Below are 17,215 nucleotides of genomic sequence, written 5' to 3' on the forward strand. Positions count from 1 at the left end.
GCGAACCAACTCACAACTACTTGAAGAGCTTACGGCCCGTCAGCCCGTCTCCGCGATGCAGGTCGTCGACCGCGGGCGGGCCGAGCAGCGTCGCCGGGTCGTCGTCGCCCAGCCACTCCTCGACCACCGCCTTGAACACCGAGCGGAAGTCGGTGGGGACCTGCAGGTTGCCCTGGGCGGGGTTGTTCGCCGGGACGAGGTCCTGCGGGCGGCAGCCCGGCCAGTCGGCGGCGAACCCGCCGCGCACGCCCGTCCCCATCGCCAACATCAGCCCGCCCGCGCCGTGGTCGGTGCCGGCGTCGCCCGCACCCGCGCTCGAGTCGGGCGTCTCCTTGACGCGGCGGCCGAACTCCGAGAACACGAGCGTGGCGACCTTGCCGTCGATCCCGCGGGCGGTCAGGTCGGCCTGGAACGCGCCGAGCGCGCGTGAGAGCTCGGCCAGTTGCTTGTCCTGGGCGGTCAGCTGGTTGGTGTGGGTGTCGAAGCCGCCCCAGTGGATCGTGATGATCCGGGTGCCGAGGTTGGCCGCCAGCAGGTGCGCCGCCATCCGCAGGCGCGAGGAGAGCGTCCCCGTGTTCGGGTAGAGCGCGTTCGCCGGCACCGTGCCGGCCGCCTTGACGTCGTTGTAGGTCGAGTACGACAGGCCGTACGTGTCGTGCGAGCGCTTCAGGTACGCGTTGCCCCCGCCGACGGGTACGCCCGCGAGCGCGTTGATCGTCGCGTTGAGGTCGTTGGAACCGCCGCCGTAGTTGGACGAGCTCATCGTGAAGCCGGCCATCGGCAGCGACGGGATCGCGCACACGGGGTTGACCGCGGTGCGGATCGACTTCGAGAGCGCGCTGTCGATCGAGACCGCCTGGAGCGGGTTCGTCGCCGAGCCGTTGCGGTCGATCCAGCGGCCGAGCCAGCCCGTCTTGACGTTGATGTCGTTGGAGGCCGCGAACCAGATGTCGGAGTTGTCGAAGTGGCTGAGGCTGTACTTCTTGGCGTCGACCGCGGGCATCACCGCGAGGTTCGACCCCGGCCCGCCGGTGCCGTCGCCGTAGAGCGTGTCGAACCCGAAGTCGCCCGTCCCGGTGAAGCCGAAGCGCTTGGCCCAGTTGTCGCCGCCCCCCGCCTTGGAGACCGTGACGCCGCTGAACGCGAGCGCCGCTCCGCCCGGACCGTTGAGCGGGTGCGAGCCGATCCTCGCCGTCGGGTTGCCGTCGACGTCCTTGGGCGTCGCGCCTTGGGCGCGACCGATGAACGGCCGCGCGGTGGTGTAAGCCGCGTAGTCGGCGCTCCCGTTCGGGAGGATCACGTTCAGGCCGTCGTTGCCTCCGGCCAGGTACAGCAGGACCAGGCACTTGTCGGTGGCGTCGGTCTCGGCGGCCGCGGCGACCGACTCCCAGACCTCCTCGAAGCCGAGTTGCTTGGCGCCGTAGACCGCGGCCGCGCCCGCCGCGCCCCACTGCAGCAGCCGCCGGCGGGTCAGCTCGTACGGCGCCCGGCCCTTGAGGTCGCCCGAGAGGGCGGCGTGCGGGATGTCGAGGATCTGCGACGGCAGCTCGTCGCGGACGCGCGCAAGCTCGATCTCCTCGCACTCGATGCAGCGAATCTTGTCCACGTCACATCACCTGTCCGTCGGGCCCGCCCAGGATCAGGGCCTGGACCGTGTAGTAGCGCTGGCGCCGCAGCGTGGCGCTCGTCGTCGCGAGCGTCCCGGCGAAGCTGATGATCGCCGCCTTCGTCGCCGCCGAGACCCACGGCTTGTTGCAGTCCGTCCAGGCGCGGTCGTAGAGCGCTTCCTTGGTCTCCGTGGCGATGTCGACCGGATAGTTGACGGCCGCGGGTGGGACCGGAGTCTCGGTGTTGCGGTAGTAGTTGGAGAAGCGGAGGAACTGCGCCTTGACGACGAGGTCGAAGCGCCCCTGGACCGTGTTGGTGTTCAGCCAGGACATGCCGCCCTCCCAGCCCGCGACGTTGGGCGGCCGGTAGATCCGCTGCTGCATGTTGATCATCGCCGTCTGCATGTAGTTGTGCTTGAGCGGCGCGCCGAGCTGGCGGACGACGCCGACCAGTTGCACGATCGGCGGTTTGATCAGGTTGGGCTCGTCGATCGACTCGAAGATCAGCGGGTTGATCAGGATGCCGCGGATCACCGGCCGGAGCTGGTAGTTGGAGCTCTTGTAGGTGCTGACGAGGCTGTCGAGCGTCGCCTGCGGGATCGGGCTGGCGATGAACTCCGCCCACAGCTTGCGGATCAGGAACTGGGCGTGGTTGGCGTGCTGGAGCACGCGGTCGACCGCCTCGGCGATCCGCGCGGGCCCGAAGCCCGCCGCGTTGGCCTGGGTCTGCGTGTACGCCGGCACGGTGAAGCCGAGGAACGTCTTCGTCGTCAGCTCGTACCGGCTGGGCGAGAACGTGATCTTCCCGTAGTCCGGGCTCGTGCTGGTGCCGTTCAGCGACCAGCCGGTGAACGCCTTGGCCAGGCCGGCGACGTCGTCCTGCGAGTAGTTCGGCGTCCCGTCGGGGCCGTTCGGGCCGAGGCAGAAGAGCTCCATGAACTCGCGCGCATAGTTCTCGTTCGGCTTGCCGCGCACGTTCTGGTTCATGTTCAGGTACATGGACATCGCCGAGTCGGCGGTGGTCATCTCGTACGCGAGGTCTCTGAACGTGAGGCCCGGGGTGACGCCGAAGTCGGCGTAGCGGAGCAGCCGGTTGCGGTAGTTGATGACCCACGGGTAGTCGATGCCGTCGTCGCGGCTGATCGCCCAGTGGCGGTGCCAGAAGAAGGCGAGCCTGTCCGGCAGCGGGTTGATCGCCCGCTGCATCCGGTCGATCCAGTCGAGCTCGAGCTCGATGTCCGAGACCATCGGGTCGATCGGCAGACCGCCCGAGGTCAGCGGCTTGGGCTTTGTGTCGTCGAGCGCGCTCGGCGTGTCGAGGAACCAGTCGACGAGCTCCGCGTGCCGCTTGCCGCGCCACTGGTCGCGTTGCGCCTGGGACGGGCCGAAGCCGGCACGCCAGAAGAGCCGGTCGACCATCGCGTCGGTCAGCTGGTCCGGCGGCGGCGTGGGGGTCGGCGTCGCGGTCTGGGTGGGTGTCGCGGTCGCGGTCTGGGTGGGTGTGGCGGTCGCGGTCTGGGTGGGTGTGGCGGTCGCGGTCGCGGTGGGCGTCGCGGTCGCCGTCGCCGTCGCCGTCGCGGTCGCCGTCGCCGTGGCGGTGGCGGTGGCGGTGGCGGTCGCCGTGGCCGTCGCGGTCGGGGTCGCCGTGGCCGTCGCGGTCGCCGTCGGGGTCGCGGTCGCGGTGGGCGTCGCCGTGGCGGTCGCGGTCGCCGTCGGGGTCGCGGTCGCGGTGGGCGTCGCCGTCGCGGTCGCCGTCGGCGTCGCCGTGGCGGTGGGCGTGGCGGTGGGCGTGGCCGTCGCGGTGGCGGTCGGCGTCGCGGTCGCGGTGGGAGTCGGCGTCGCAGTCGCGGTCGGGGTGGCCGTGGGCGTCGCCGTCGGCGTCGGCGTGGGGTTCGGTGTCGGTGTCGCCGTCGGGTTGGGCGTCGCCGTCGGGGTCGGATCGGGCGTCGCCGTCGGGGTGGGCGTCGGCTCCGGCTCCGGGTCGGCCTTCGTCGACCCGAGCGGGGTCGGCGTGACCGTGGCGATCGGCGGCGAGGTGTTCGTGGTGGGCGTCGGCGCGGGCGGGCCGAGCACCTCCTTCTTGGGCACCTTGACCCGCACGCTGGACGACAGCGCGCCGCCGCGGTTGCGCTCGTCGAGCGCGCGGACGGTGTAGCGATATGTCGTTCCCGGCGTGACCTTGTTGTCGGTGAACGTGTTACGGGTGGTCCGGCCGAGGCTCTTGCCGTCGCGCAGGACCAGATAGTGCTTCGGCTTCGCGCCCTTGGGCGCGGCCCACTTCAGCGTTACGCCACCCCAGGCGACGTTGGTCGCCTTCAGCGACCTGGGCGCGGACAGCCGCTTGGCAGCGGCGACCCGCCCCTTCCCCGACCCACCCTCCATGAGAGGGCACTTTTTCAGCCTTTAGGCCCGGTTTACAACCCTTGAGCGAAAACGTTTGCCTGCAGCCGATTTACGAGTTCTTACCGAATAGTCCGATCTGTCCGTCTCCGCGGTGCAGCGGGTCCACGGGCGCCCCGTCGATCAGGCTCTCCGGGTCATCCCCGCCGAGCCAGTCGCGGAGCACGCTGAGGTAGACCGACCGGAAATCCGTCGGCACCTGGAGGTTGCCCTGATTGGGGTTGTTGGGCGGGCTCGGCGGCACCAGCTTGGACGGGATGCAGCCCGGCCAGTCGGCCGCGAAACCGCCCTTGACGCCGGTCCCCATCACGAGCATCAGCCCGCCGGCGCCGTGGTCCGTACCCGCGTCGGCGGCGGTCGCGCCCGGGGTCTCCATCACCCGCCGGCCGAACTCGGAGAACACGAGCGTGCATACGCGCTGGTCGATGCCGCGGCTCTTGAGGTCGCCCTGGAACGCGGCGAGCGCGATCGAGAGCTCCTTCAGCTGGCGGTCCTGGCTCGCGAGCTGGCCGGTGTGCGTGTCGAACCCGCCCCAGTGGATCGTCACGACCTGAGTACCGAGATTTCCGATCAGGTGCGCGGCGGTCTGCAGGCGCTTGGAGAGCGTGTTCGCGTTCGGGTAGCCGGCCGGGCGCAGGTCGGCCGCCCCGCCGGCCTGCTTGGCGGTCGCGTACGTGAGGTTGTACGCCGCCCGCGAGCGCGCGAGGTAGTCGTTGCCGGCCGCGGCGACGGTGAGCTTGCGGACCTCCTCGTTGTAGTCCGGCACCGCGCCGCCCGCCGTGACCGTCGTCGCCCCCATCGGCGGCAGGCTTCCGGTCGGCTTGAAGCCGTTCATCGGCAGCGAGTTGATCGCGCACACGGGCTTGGACACCGTGCGGATCGCCTTGGACAGGGCCGTGTCGATCGAGACCGCCTGCAGCGGGTTGTCGGGCGACCCGTTGCGGTCGATCCAGCGGCCCAGCCAGCCGGTCTTGTTGTTGAGGTCGGCGCTCGCCTCGAACCACAGGTCGCTGTTGTCGAAGTGGCTGAGTGAGTACTTCTTGGCGTCGACCGCCGGCAGCACGGCCAGGTCGGACCCGGGCCCGCCGGTCCCGGGGCCGTAGAGCGTGTCGAAGCCGATCGTCCCGCCGTTGTTGTCGGTGCCGGAGACGACCGAGTTGGCGAACGCGAGGGCGTTGCCCGGCCCCGGGAGCTGCATCGAGCCCACCCGGCCGCCGGCGTTCGCCCCCTGCACGCGCTTGATGTTGGCCCGCACGGACGCGTAGTAGTCGTAGTCCGCGCCGCCGCTCGGGAGCACGACGTTCAGCCCGTCGTTGCCGCCCGCGAGGTAGAGCATCACGACGGCTCGCTTGTCGGCCTCGGCCGCCTCGGCGACCGACTCCCAGACCTGCTCGAACCCGAGCGCCTTGGCGCCGTAGACCGACGCGAACCCGGCGACGCCCCACTGCATCAGCCGCCGCCGCGTGAGCCGGCCCGGCTCCGTGCCGGCCGGGAAGCCGTCGAGGGCCTGGTACGGGATCGGGAGCATCTGGCCCGGCCGCCGGTCGCGGACGCGGGCGAGCTCGATCTCCTCGCACTCGATGCAGCGCATGGTCACATCACCTGTCCGTCGGGTCCGCCGAGCATCAGCGCCTGCAGCGTGTAGATGCGCTGGCGCCGCTGGTTCTGCTGCGCCGCCGCCGTGCCGTTGGTGTTGGCCGCGTTGAGGGTGCGGGCGTAGGCCAGCAGGCTCTCGCGGGTGGCGTCGGAGAGCCAGGGGCGGCCGACGAGCCCGTACGCGCGCTCGAACGCCGCCTCCGCCGTCTCGCCCACGACGTCGGGCGGCACCGGGTTCGGTGCGCTGCCGCCGCCGGCGTAGTAGTTGGAGTACTTCAGATACTGCACGCGGGTGATCAGGTCCCACCGCCCCTGCACGGTGTTCGTGTTCAGCCACGACAGCCCGCCCTCCCAGCCGGCGACGTTCGGCGGCCGGTAGACGCGCTGCTGCATGTTGTTCATCGCGCCCTGGATCGAGGAGCCGCGCAGCGGCGCCCCGAACGAGCGCAGCACGCCGACCAGATAGACGATCGGCGGCTTGATCAGGTTCGGCTCACCCGGCGACTCGAAGATCAGCGGGTCCGTCAGGATCGCGCGGACCAGCGGCTTGAGCTTGTAGCCGCTGGAGCGGTAGGTCTCGATCAGCGCGTCCAAGGTCGCCTGCGGGACCGGGCTCGCGATGAACTCGCCCCAGAGCTTGCGGATCAGGAACTGCGCGTGGTTCGGGTGGGCGAGGACGGTGTCGCACGCGAGGTTGATCGCCTGCGGGCCCATCTCCGGCTTCGCGTCCGCGGCCTTGGCCAGCTTCGGCAGCGACGCGCCGAGGAACGCCTTCTCCGCGAGGTCGAAGCGGTCCTTGTTGAACGTGATCGTCCCGTAGGCGGGCTTGGTGTCGTTCGTCTCCAGCTGCCAGCCCGTGAACGCCTTGGCGAGCCCCGCGACGTCGTCCTGCGAGTAGTTCGGCGTCCCGTCGGGACCGGTCGGCCCGAGGCAGAACAGCTCCATGAACTCGCGCGCGTAGTTCTCGTTCGGCTTGCCGCGGACGTTCTGGTTCATGTTCAGATACAGCGACATCGCGGCGTCGCGCGTGGTCATGGCGTAGGCCAGCTGGCGGAACGTCGCGTCGGGGTGGCGCCCGAAGTCCGCGTGCTCGAGCAGCAGGTCGCGGTAGCGGACGACCCAGGGCAGCGGGATCGTGCCCTCCTCCCGGCTGATCGCCCAGTGGCGGTGCCAGAAGAACGCGAGCCGATCGGGCAGCGGGTTGATCGCGCGCTGCATCGCGTCGATCCACTCGAGCTCGACCTCGGTGTCGGAGGCGTTCGGATCGATCGGCTTCGGCGGCGTGTCCCCGGTCAGCGGCGGCGTCGCGGTCGGAGCGAGCTCCCGCGGCGTGTCCAGGAACCAGTCGACGAGCTCAGCCTGCGTGCGGCCCGCCCACGCCTCGCGCTGCGCGGGCGTGGCGCCGAAGCCCGCCCGCCAGAACAGTCGGTCGACCATCTCGGGGGTCAGCGGCGGCGGGGGCGCGGCCGGGACGGGCGCGGGCGCGACCGGCGCCAGCGGCGGCGCCGGGTTGGTCGTCGGCCCCGGTGGGAGCGCGACCAGCTTGGGCACCTTGACGCGCACGCTCGCCGACAACGCGCCGGCCCGCTTGCGCGAGTCCAGACCGCGCACCGTGTAGCGATACGTCTTGCCCGCCTTGACCTTGGCGTCCGTGAATGTCGTCCGCTTCGTCTTGCCGATCGCCTTGCCATCCCGCAACACGACGTACTGCTTCGGCTTCGCGCCCTTGGGCGCGGCCCACTTCAGCGTCACCCCGTTGGCGAGCACCTTCGTCGCCTTCAACGACCGCGGCGCGCGCAAGCGCTTCACCGCGGCCGCGTACACCCCAGTCCCGACCATGTCGGGCACTCTTTCACCCGCAACGACCGATCATCAACCCTTAATCGAAGCTTTGCCTTCGACTTGCCGGTCGTTTCCGGCGTCCGCGTCAATGTCGACGCCATGAAGAGACTGATCTGCGCCACCGCCATCGCCGTCGCCACGCTGACCGCCCCCGCCGTCGCCTCCGCGGCCCAGTTCGAGGGCACCGTCGTGTCCGTCAACCGCGATGCGCGCAGCTTCCGCCTGCACGACTCCGAGCGCGGCACGGTCACGATCCGGGTGACCCGCAACACGCGCTTCGAGCGTGTGACGTTCTCCTCGCTGCGCGCGGGGCTGAAGAAGATCGAGGCCACCGTCCGCCGCTCCAACGGGCGCTGGATCGCTAGCGCGGTCGAGCGCTCGGGTGGCGGCGGCCACCACGGTGGCGACGACCGCGGATCCGACGATTGACCGCAGCGCGCTCAGCACGGTCAACGTGACGTGCGAGCGCGCGCTCGCCGGCGTCAGCGCCGCGCTCGCGCACGCGGCCTTCAGACGCGGCTAGCTGACGAGCGTCGGGTCGGCGAGCACGTAGCGCAGCTGCGTCGCCGCGGCGCCGCGCATCGCCGCCTCCGCCCCCAGGCCGGAGGGGATGACCGGCGGCACCGCGCCGTTGCCGCCGAGCACGCGCGAGCTGAGCTCGGACGCGATCACCGGCGACAGCCACTCCGACATCGGGGCGAAGTACCCGCCGAGCACGATCGCCTGCGGGCTCAGGAGGTTGACCACGGTGCCGAGCGCGACGCCCAGCCAGCGGCCGCACTCCGCGAGCGCGCTCAACGCGGCCGGGTCGCCGTCCTCGGCGCGCCGGCGCAGCTCGGCGACGGGCTTGCCCGCGCCACGGGTGGTGACCATCTCGCCGCTGAGGCCCGCCGCCGCGAGCAGCGGCTCAAGGCCCGCCCGCGTCTCCAGGCACCCGCGCGAGCCGCAGGCGCACGGGAGCCCGTCGACCTCGACGGTCGTGTGCCCGAACTCGCCGCCGAACCCGCGATAGCCGCGGAAGAGCTCGCCGCCGAGGACGATGCCGCCGCCCACGCCGATCTCGCCTGACACGTACACGAAGTCGCTGTAGCCCGTCGCCGCGCCCTCCCACAGCTCCGCCAGCGCTGCCAGGTTGGCCTCGTTGTCGGCGCTGATCGGCAGCGCGGTGGCGTCGATGTGCTCGCGCAGCAGCTCGACCACGGGCACGTCGACCCAGTGCAGGTTCGGGGCGACGAGCAGCGCGCCCTTCTGGATGTCGACCAGCCCGGGCAGGGCGACGGTGGCGCCGATCGGCCGCAGACCCTGGGCCTGGACCTCGTTCAGCGCCCCCTGGGTGAGCGCGCCGAGGGCTTCGAAGACCTCGCCCACGCCGCGCCCGCGATTGTCGACGGCCTCCATTGCCTTGTAACGCGAGCCGCCCGCGAGGTCGGTCGCCTGAACGCCGAGGTAGTCGACGTTGACCTCCAGCCCGAGCGCGATCACGCCGTCGCGCGCGACGTCGACGACAAGGCCCGGCCGACCGGCCGTGCCGCGATGCTCGGCGCCACGCTCGACGAGGAGTCCGAAGTCCATCAATTCGGACACCAACGAGGACACCGTGCTCTTGTTCAGGCCGGTGTCCTGCGCGATGGTCGCGCGTGAGCGCGGGCCGCGTTCCACCACCTGCCGGAGCACGATGCTCAGGTTGTGGCGCCGGACGGCCCGCTGACTCGAGAGCTCGATTGCCGGCTTAGGGGTCCACATGAGTGGACTGAGCCTATCGACGCCGGCCGCCACGGCGCCCCCGGAGGGGCGCCGCGGCGTGGCCTGACTCACGGAGTCGTGGTGGACAGCGTGAACGTCAGCGTCTTGCTGTACGTACCGGTGCGCAGCGCCTCGTTGGCGCCGACGGCCTGCGAGAACGAGATCGCGACCGGGTCGTTGGCGACCGGGCCGGAGTACGTCAGCAGGTTCGTCGGAGCGCTCGAGCCGCCCACGTTCGCCAACGCGCCACCCGCGCCGAGCGGGCTCGTCGCGGCCGCCTGGAGCGCCGCCGCCAGGGAGAACGTGCCGTTGACCAGACGGCCCGTGGCGGTGTTGCTCGGGTCCGAGACGCTCAGCGTCGCGTCACCGGCGGACGAGATGACGGTGGCGGACGTGCTCGCCGTGTACGTCTTGCCGACGCCCGGGGTCAGGCCGCCGAACGAGGCCGGCGCCCCCAGCGTGAGCGACAGCGTCGCCGGCACGGTGCCGTTCGCGGAGCCAGGGGTGGAGACGGCGCCGAGCAGCACCAGCATCCAGTCCTTGAGCTCCTGGGCCTTGACCTGGACCTTCGCCCGCGACGCGGCGTCGCCGCTCGCGGGATCCTGCGCGATGGCGCGCAGCGCGTCGATGTCGCTCAGCGACGAGCTGTAGCCGCCCTGCGTGAGCGTCATGTACTTGGTGAACGCCGCGTCCACGGCGGCGGTGCCGGCCGTGACGGCGCCGGCGGTCAGGCCGCCGGAGGTGCCGAGCGAGGCCAGCAGGCGCTTGACCTCGATGTGCGTGACGCAGTTGGCCGGCTTCATCCCGGCCGCGGTGAGGATGCCCTGGTAGATGCTCTCGCGGAACCACGGGACGTTCCGGTAGAGCTCCCAGTTGTGGCCGAGGACCTGCGACCACTCACGGCCGCCGTCGAAGTTCGAGCACCAGACGATCGGGTGATCGCCGCCTTCGATGTTGCCCGAGTTCGTGCCGACGCCCATCGCGCCCACGTAGGTGGACTCGTTCAGGAGCTGCAGCGGGTGGATGTACCCGCGCGGCTTGCGGTCGAAGTGGTAGAGCTCGTCCGCGACCGGCACCTTCGTCGCAACGACCGCGGGGGACGTCGACGGATGCGACGGATCCTCGGTGACGACCTCGGCCCAGTAGCAGGAGCCGCAGTCGGTGCCGAACCCGTTCTGGTTGGCCGGGTGCGAGACGAACAGGCCGCCCAGCAGGTCCTGGTACCAGAGCGGACCGCCGGTCGGGAACTGCCACGTGTGCATCGAGTCGTTGGCGGCGTGCAACGCGACGTAGCCGCCGCCGTTGTTGATGTAGCCCTTGAACGCCGCGCGCTCGTCGACGACGGTGCCGTCCTTCATCGTGTAGGCGGCGTTGAAGGTGTTGTTGCCGACCGAGGAGTCGCCGATGATCACGGCGTACTTGGCCAGGTTGGCGGCGCTGGTGAACGGAGTGTCCGGCAGCGACTGGGTCGGCCAGGACGGGTCCCACAGGTCGACGTCGAAGCCCTTGGCCGCGCCGAGCTCCTGGAGCGTGACCTCGGCGTCCTCGATCGCCGGGTGGCGGAACGAGCCGTCGTTCTTGTTGGCGATCACGAGCACCTTGAACTTCGCGCCCGGGTTCGCGGTCGGCATCGCCGGCGTCAGGTACGGGTGGCGCGGCTGGCCGGGGTAGCGCTCGGTGGTGATGCCGAGGCCGTCGACCGTCGGGGCCGGAAGCCCGCGCTGCTGGCGGATGACGTCCTGCGCGTCGGTGACGAACAGGTTGCTGAGGCTGGTGGTGGTGACCGTCGAGCGGACCTGGGAGACGAAGGCCTCCAGGCCGGCGACGGCGCCGACGGCGTCATTCGCGTCGGCCTTGGCCTTGGCGGCCGCCAGCGTGGCCTTCAGCGCGGTGGCGTTGGCGGCACCGATCGCCGAGGAGTTGCGGGTGAGCAGCGCGTCGATGTCGGCGAAGGACGTCACGACGTTGAACGTGAAGGCGACCTTGTTGCCGTTGCCCGCGACATCGGTGAGGCCGAGCGTCCAGGTGTGCTTGCCGAGCGAGAGCTTGGACGGATCGAGCGGCAGCGGGTAGACCCACGTGCCGTCGAGCCACGTGTCGCGGACCGCGGGCGAGCCCGAGCCGCCGGTGTCGGTGCGGGTCGGCGTGATCGCCGCCGCGCCGTGCCCGATCTGGTTGTTCGCGCCCACGCCGCTCGGCCAGGCACCGGTCGGCGCCGTGCGATCGATGCGGACGTTGATCACGCGGTAGGGCGGGATCGCCTGGATCGCCGCGTTGGCAGCGTGCGCCTTCGTCAGCGGCGACGCGAGCGTCACGTTCGGGTTCGGCGAAGCCGGGTTGCCCGCGATGATCGTCGCGATCTTCACGGTCTCCTGGTTGTCGCCCGTGTCGATCACGAGCGTGTCACCGGCGGCACGGCCGTTGGTGCTCGACAGGCGGATCGAGGTCGCCCCGACGGCGGCGGCCTGGTTGAGCGTGGCCGTGGCCGCGACGCCGTTGGCGGCGTTGCCCGCGGCATCCAGCGCGCGGTAGCGGACCGTGGTGTTGCCCTCGGTGTTGAACGACGCAGTGCCGCTCACCGACTTCCCGGGCGTGATGGCGATGTCCGTCCACGTCGCGCCGTTGTCGGTGGAGTACTGCAGCTTGTCGACACCCACGTCATCGGTGGCCGTCAGGTTCAGGACCGTTGGCGCGGCCTGCGTGAACCAATCGCTGTTGCCGGTGGACGTGGACGGCGCCGCGGGCGGATTGCCGTTGCGCTGCGCCGCCGCCGTCGGTGTGAGCGTTCCGACGTTCAACACTGGCGCTGTGGTGTCCGTGCTCTGCGCGAACGCCGATGGAACGACAGCGAGCGCGGCTCCAACCGCGGCCGCCATCGCGAGCTTGCGATGCACCCTCTCTCCCCTCCTGGAAAAACTGACCCTCGAAATTCGACCGGCGCGCCAACTAAATACGGCGCGCCGGTCTCTGTCAAGCGTTTACCGCACGCCGAGGAGCACATCGACGAGAAGCTGGTCGAGCTTCTCGTTGAAATACCCCCGTTCGGCCAGGGCGTCGAGCTCCCAGGCCTCGTTCTTGAGCGCCTCGGCCTCGTCACCCTCGACGGACGCGAGCGCGAGCTCGGGTGTCGAGGCGGCCGCGAAGGCCTCCTGGACCTCGGGCAGCGAGTCGAAGTGGCGCGCCAGCTCGGCGAGCCGGCGGTAGGTCGACATGCAGCCGCGGGCGAAGTCCCAGACGCCGTCGGCGTTCTCGTTGCGGTACGAGTGCGCATCGAAGTGCAGCGGGCCGGCGTAGCCCGCGCGCTCGAGCAGCCGGACCAGGAGGAAGTTCTCCTTCAGGTCCTCGGCGCCGAAGCGGAAATCCTGGTCGTAGCGGCCGATCCGCTGCCCGTTGAGGTCGATGTGGAAGAGCTTCCCGGCCCACAGCGCCTGGCCGATCGCGTGGTGGAAGCTGAGCCCCGCCATCGTCTCGTGCGCGACCTCGGGGTTCACGCCGACCATCTCAGGACGGTCGAGCGTCTCGATGAAGTGCAGCGCGTGCCCGACCGTCGGCAGGAAGATGTCCCCGCGCGGCTCGTTGGGCTTGGGCTCCATCGCGAAGCGCAGGTCGTAGTCGTTGGCGACGACGTAGTCCGAGAGGACGTTGATCGCCTCGCGGTAGCGCTCGAGCGCGTCGCGCGGGTCCTTCGCGACACCCGCCTCGGTGCCCTCGCGGCCGCCCCAGAAGACGTAGACCTCGGCGCCCAGCTCGGCGGCGATGTCGATGAAGTTCATCGCCTTGCCGATCGCCGCGCGACGGACCTTCCTGTCATTGGACGTGAAGGCTCCGTCCTTAAATGCCGGGTGACCGAACAAATTCGTCGTCGCCATTCCCACACCCATGCCCGTGGACTCGAGTGCGGCCTTGAAACGGTCCACGATCTGACGACGTTCAGCCGCCGACACGCCCCACGGGATCAGGTCGTCGTCGTGCAGCGAGACGCCCCAGGCGCCGAGCTCCGCCAGCTTGTGCACGGAGTCGACCGGGTCGACCGGCTCGCGGGTGGGGCCGCCGAACGGGTCACGGCCAGGGTTCCCGACGGTCCACAGCCCGAAGGTAAATCGATGCGCTGGCCGGTCGTGCTCCACCGGGGCGGTCTGATCCAGCGTGGCCGTCATCGGGATGTCTCCTCTGTATTTGCCTGCAAAGCCGGGTAAAGCGCCCGGTAGCGCTCCCGCAACTCTCGGTACGGGTCGATCCATTCGGCGACGGGCTGCACCTCGGAATGGGTGCGCACGCACGCCGCGACGGCCTCGTGGACGTCGCTCCAGAGCCCGCCGGCCACGCCGCCGAGCAGCGCGGCGCCGTAGGCCGCGCCCTCCTCCACCGCGAGCCGCTCCAGCGGGATCTCGAGCACCGAGGCCACGATCTTCAGCCACAGCTCCGAACGCGCCCCGCCGCCGGACACGCGCCCGCGCTCGCCGCCGCCCACCAGGTCGAAGGAGTCGCGCAGCCCGCACGCGACGCCCTCCAGCACGGCACGCGTCAGCGCGCCGCGGTCGTGACGGATCTCCAACCCCGTGAACGCGCCGCGAGCGTCGGGGTCGGCGTGCGGCGTGCGCTCGCCCGTGAGGTAGGGCAGGAACGTCAGACCCTCCGTCCCCGGTCCCCACTTCTCGGCCTCGGCCGTCAGCTCGGGGTACGTCCCGCCGACGACGTTGCGCAGCCACGCCAGCGAGCCCGCCGCCGACAGCATCACGCCCATCTGGTGCCAGGCACCCGGGACGGCGTGACAGAACGCGTGGACACGCGCCTGCGGGTCGGCCCGGTACTCGGGTAGCGCCGCGAAGACGACGCCGGACGTGCCCATCGCCACTGACAGCGGCCCGGGGCGGTCGACGCCGACGCCCAACCCGCCCGCGGCCTGATCGCCCGCGCCCGCCGCGACCGCGACGCCGCCCGGCGTCCGCCCGGAGACGTCCGGCGACTCGAGCACGGTCGGCAGCCAGGCGGGATCGACCTCGAGGATGTCCAGCACCTCGTCGCTCCAGCGCCGCTGCGCGACGTCCAGCCACAACGTCCCGGACGCGTCGGCGACGTCGATCGCGTGCTCGCCCGTGAGCTTCAGGCGTACGTAGTCCTTGGGCAGCATCACGTGCGCGATCTGCCTGTAGGTCTCGGGCTCGTGCTTTTGCAGCCACAGCAGCTTCGGGGCGGTGAAGCCCGTCAGCGCGCGGTTGCCGGTCAGCTCGACCAGGCGGTCGAAGCCGACGCGCTCCTCGATCTCAGCGCACTCGGCACCCGTGCGCTGGTCGTTCCAGAGGATCGCGGGACGGATGGGCCGATCGCTCGAATCGAGCGTGACCAGGCCGTGCATCTGGCCTGAAAGGCCGATTCCGGCGACGCCGTCGGTGAGACCGTCAAGCGCCTTCTCAGTCGCTTCCCACCAATCGTCAGGATTCTGTTCCGACCAGCCCGGCTTAGGTGTCGAGAGCGGGTACGGCACTTCGCGGCGCTCGAGGACCTCGCCGTCTTCGGCCACTGCGATGACCTTCACCGCGGAGGTTCCGACGTCGATGCCAACGGCCACGCGTGACAAGTTTTGAAGAGTCTTCGTCATGCCCTTGACAGCAATTGAAGGGTAATGCAAGCTCCGTTGTCAATAGATGAAGTCTTCTGTTACGCAGCTGGTCGAGCTTGCGCCCGCGCTCGCCGCGGTCCTCGGTGCTGACTCGGTTCACACGAGTGATGCACAGCTTGACGCCTACACCGCCGACACGTATTGGCCGGCCATCTCGGCGCGGGCGAACGGCACCCCGCTGGGGCGCCCGGACGTGGTCGCGATCCCGCGTACGGAGGACGACGTCGCCGCGGCTCTCCGGGTCGCGGCCGCCTACAACGTGCCGGTCGTCGCCTGGGGCGGCGGGTCCGGCACCCAGGGCGGGTCCGTCCCGGTCCACGGCGGCCTGGTGATCGACCTGCGCGCGCTCGACCAGATCATCGAGATCGACGAGCGCTCGATGACGGTCACCGCGCAGGCGGGCGTGAACGGGCGCCGGCTCGAGCAGGAGCTCAACGCACGCGGTCTGATGCTCCCCCACTATCCGGCCTCGTCGGAGTGGGCGACCGTCGGCGGCTACGTCGCCGCGCGCGGCTCGGGGGTGCTCTCGACCCGGTACGGCAAGATCGAGGATCTCGTGCTCTCGCTGCGGGTCGCGCTGGCCGGCGGCGAGCTGATCGACACCGTCTCGGTCCCGCGCCACGCGGTCGGGCCTGAGCTCACGCAGCTGTTCGTCGGCAGCGAGGGGACGCTGGGGATCATCACGCGAGCGACCCTCGAGATCGTCCCGCTGCCGCCCGAGCGGCGCTTCCTGACGCTGCAGTTCCCGAATGTCGCAGCCGGCATCGAGGCCTTCCGGTCCGCTTTGGCCGCCGGCTACCGGCCGTCCGTCATCCGCATGTACGACGAGGAGGCGACGGCACGCACGTTCGCCCCCGTCGTCGGCGAAGACCTCGCCGGGGTCTGCGCCGTCGTGTGCTGCGAGGGCGAGGCGGCCGCGGTTTCCGTGGAGGGGTCCCGCACAGTCGAGCTCGCACGCGCGGTGGGCGCGCGCGAGCTCGACCCTGCGCTCGCGCAGCGCTGGTGGGACCGCCGCTACGAGTTCTACAAGCCGCCCCACCACCCGGAGCTGCCGTCGATCTGGGGCACGATCGACGTGGTCGCGACGTACACGAACATCATCGGCGTCCACGAGGCGCTCAAGACCGCCGTGCGCGACCGCTACGCCGACCGCGGGCTCCAGCTGCGGATGCACTTCTCGCACTGGTACCGCTGGGGCACGATGATCTACGCGCGGTTCCTGATCCCGGACGGCGGCGACGACGCGCTGACGTTGCACGATCAGATCTGGGAGGACGGCATCACCTCCGTCCTGGCCGCGGGCGGCGTGATGAACGATCACCACGGCGTCGGCCTCAAGCTCGCTCCCTACATGGCCGCCCAACACGGCCCTGCGCTGGATGTCCTGAGACGCGTCAAGACGGCGCTCGATCCGACCGGCATCATGAACCCAGGCAAGCTGGGTCTCTGATGGAGGAGAGAGCGATGGCGATCAAGGTGTCCATGCACAACTGGATGCGGCCTGAGCCGCTCGAGCACACGATCAAGCGGCTCGCGCGGCTCGGCTACGACGGGATCGAGATCTCGGGCGAGCCGCAGGCGTACGACGTCGCCGAGGTCCGCGGCATGCTCGATGCCAACGGGCTCGACTGCTGGGGCGCGGTGACGCTGATGACCGCGGGCCGCGACCTGCTCGACCAGGACCCATACGTACGCATGGGCTCGGTCGAGTACGTGAAGGACTGCCTGAGCTTCGTCGCCGAGCTCGGCGGCAAGATCGTCACCGTGGTCCCGTCGACGGTCGGCAAGACCGTCCCGATGGCCTCGCCCGCCGAGGAATGGACCTGGGCCGTGGAGTCGCTCAAGCGCTGCCAGGAGCACGCCGAGTCCGTCGGCGTGCGGATCGCGCTCGAGCCGCTCAACCGCTTCGAGACCTACTTCCTGAACCGCTGCGAGCAGGCCGTCGCGCTGGCCGACGCCGTCGGCGGCGACATCGGGATCGCGCTCGACGCGTTCCATATGAACATCGAGGAGTCCGACCTGCTGGGCGCGATCCGCGCCGCGGGCGACCGCCTCGCCGACTTCCACGTCGCCGACAACAACCGCATGCCGCCGGGCTACGGCGCGCTCGACTGGGACGCGATCGTCCGCGAGCTGGTCGGGATCGGCTACGACGGTCACATGACGGTCGAGTTCGTCGCCTCCGTCGACCGCAGCATCATCTCCGAGCGCACCGAGATCGGCGACGCGTCCGAGGCCGGTGGCGGCGTCGCGATGGAGAAGTTCCTGCGCGATCACTCGACCGGCGCCGTGCCGGAGTCCTACTACGACCGCTACGCAGAGGACTCCGTGGCGCGCCTGCGCGCGGCGTTCGCGGCCAACGCGGCGCCGGCGGTCTGATGACCGGCTACGAAGCTACGGCGGATCG

Annotated in this window: 11 protein-coding genes; 3 read left to right on the forward strand and 8 right to left on the reverse strand. The window is 70.6% G+C overall.

The window, feature by feature from the left end:
• Nucleotides 1-16 precede the first annotated feature (16 nt).
• The 4 genes from G569_RS0142885 to G569_RS0142905 form a co-directional block, all read right to left on the reverse strand.
• Nucleotides 17-1,606 (reverse strand): DUF1501 domain-containing protein, encoded by a 1,590-nt coding sequence (locus G569_RS0142885; protein ID WP_028067972.1) that lies wholly within the window; start codon nt 1,604-1,606, stop codon nt 17-19.
• A 1-nt stretch (nt 1,607) separates the two neighbouring features.
• The gene (locus G569_RS62125) at nt 1,608-3,989 is read right to left on the reverse strand and encodes a DUF1800 domain-containing protein (protein WP_084286344.1); all 2,382 of its coding nucleotides are present in this window, start codon (nt 3,987-3,989) and stop codon (nt 1,608-1,610) included.
• Between the two features lie 70 nt (nt 3,990-4,059).
• The gene (locus tag G569_RS0142900; protein ID WP_037503395.1) at nt 4,060-5,598 is read right to left on the reverse strand and encodes a DUF1501 domain-containing protein; all 1,539 of its coding nucleotides are present in this window, start codon (nt 5,596-5,598) and stop codon (nt 4,060-4,062) included.
• A gap of 2 nt (nt 5,599-5,600) precedes the next feature.
• Nucleotides 5,601-7,442 carry a DUF1800 domain-containing protein gene (locus tag G569_RS0142905; RefSeq protein ID WP_084286345.1) on the reverse strand — a complete coding sequence of 614 codons (1,842 nt, stop codon included), beginning with the start codon at nt 7,440-7,442 and terminating at the stop codon, nt 5,601-5,603.
• Nucleotides 7,443-7,544: 102 nt separating this feature from the next.
• Here G569_RS0142905 and G569_RS0142910 point away from each other — a divergent pair, with 102 nt between their 5' ends.
• Nucleotides 7,545-7,874: a DUF5666 domain-containing protein gene (locus tag G569_RS0142910; protein ID WP_157592706.1), complete on the forward strand. Its 330-nt coding sequence runs from the start codon at nt 7,545-7,547 to the stop codon at nt 7,872-7,874.
• A gap of 90 nt (nt 7,875-7,964) precedes the next feature.
• Here the strand turns inward: G569_RS0142910 and G569_RS0142920 are convergent, their stop codons facing one another.
• From G569_RS0142920 to xylB, 4 genes are all read right to left on the reverse strand, one after another.
• Nucleotides 7,965-9,188, reverse strand: coding sequence for an ROK family transcriptional regulator (locus tag G569_RS0142920; RefSeq protein WP_028067977.1), 1,224 nt, complete (start codon nt 9,186-9,188; stop codon nt 7,965-7,967).
• Nucleotides 9,189-9,256: 68 nt separating this feature from the next.
• Nucleotides 9,257-12,082, reverse strand: coding sequence for a ThuA domain-containing protein (locus G569_RS0142925; protein WP_037503399.1), 2,826 nt, complete (start codon nt 12,080-12,082; stop codon nt 9,257-9,259).
• A gap of 84 nt (nt 12,083-12,166) precedes the next feature.
• Nucleotides 12,167-13,345 carry a xylose isomerase gene (xylA, locus tag G569_RS0142930; RefSeq protein ID WP_053227842.1) on the reverse strand — a complete coding sequence of 393 codons (1,179 nt, stop codon included), beginning with the start codon at nt 13,343-13,345 and terminating at the stop codon, nt 12,167-12,169.
• Nucleotides 13,342-14,757, reverse strand: a complete 1,416-nt coding sequence (xylB, locus tag G569_RS0142935; protein ID WP_211233253.1) for a xylulokinase — start codon at nt 14,755-14,757, stop codon at nt 13,342-13,344. Before xylB ends, xylA begins: the two co-directional genes overlap by 4 nt.
• 76 nt (nt 14,758-14,833) lie before the next feature.
• Between xylB and G569_RS0142940 the strand changes: the two genes are divergently transcribed.
• Together G569_RS0142940 and G569_RS0142945 are read left to right on the forward strand one after the other, a co-directional pair.
• Nucleotides 14,834-16,258 carry an FAD-binding oxidoreductase gene (locus tag G569_RS0142940; RefSeq protein WP_028067981.1) on the forward strand — a complete coding sequence of 475 codons (1,425 nt, stop codon included), beginning with the start codon at nt 14,834-14,836 and terminating at the stop codon, nt 16,256-16,258.
• 20 nt (nt 16,259-16,278) lie between these two features.
• The gene (locus G569_RS0142945; RefSeq protein WP_028067982.1) at nt 16,279-17,187 is read left to right on the forward strand and encodes a sugar phosphate isomerase/epimerase family protein; all 909 of its coding nucleotides are present in this window, start codon (nt 16,279-16,281) and stop codon (nt 17,185-17,187) included.
• Nucleotides 17,188-17,215 lie beyond the last annotated feature (28 nt).

Origin of the sequence: Solirubrobacter soli DSM 22325, from assembly GCF_000423665.1 — a bacterium.
Classification (GTDB): domain Bacteria; phylum Actinomycetota; class Thermoleophilia; order Solirubrobacterales; family Solirubrobacteraceae; genus Solirubrobacter; species Solirubrobacter soli.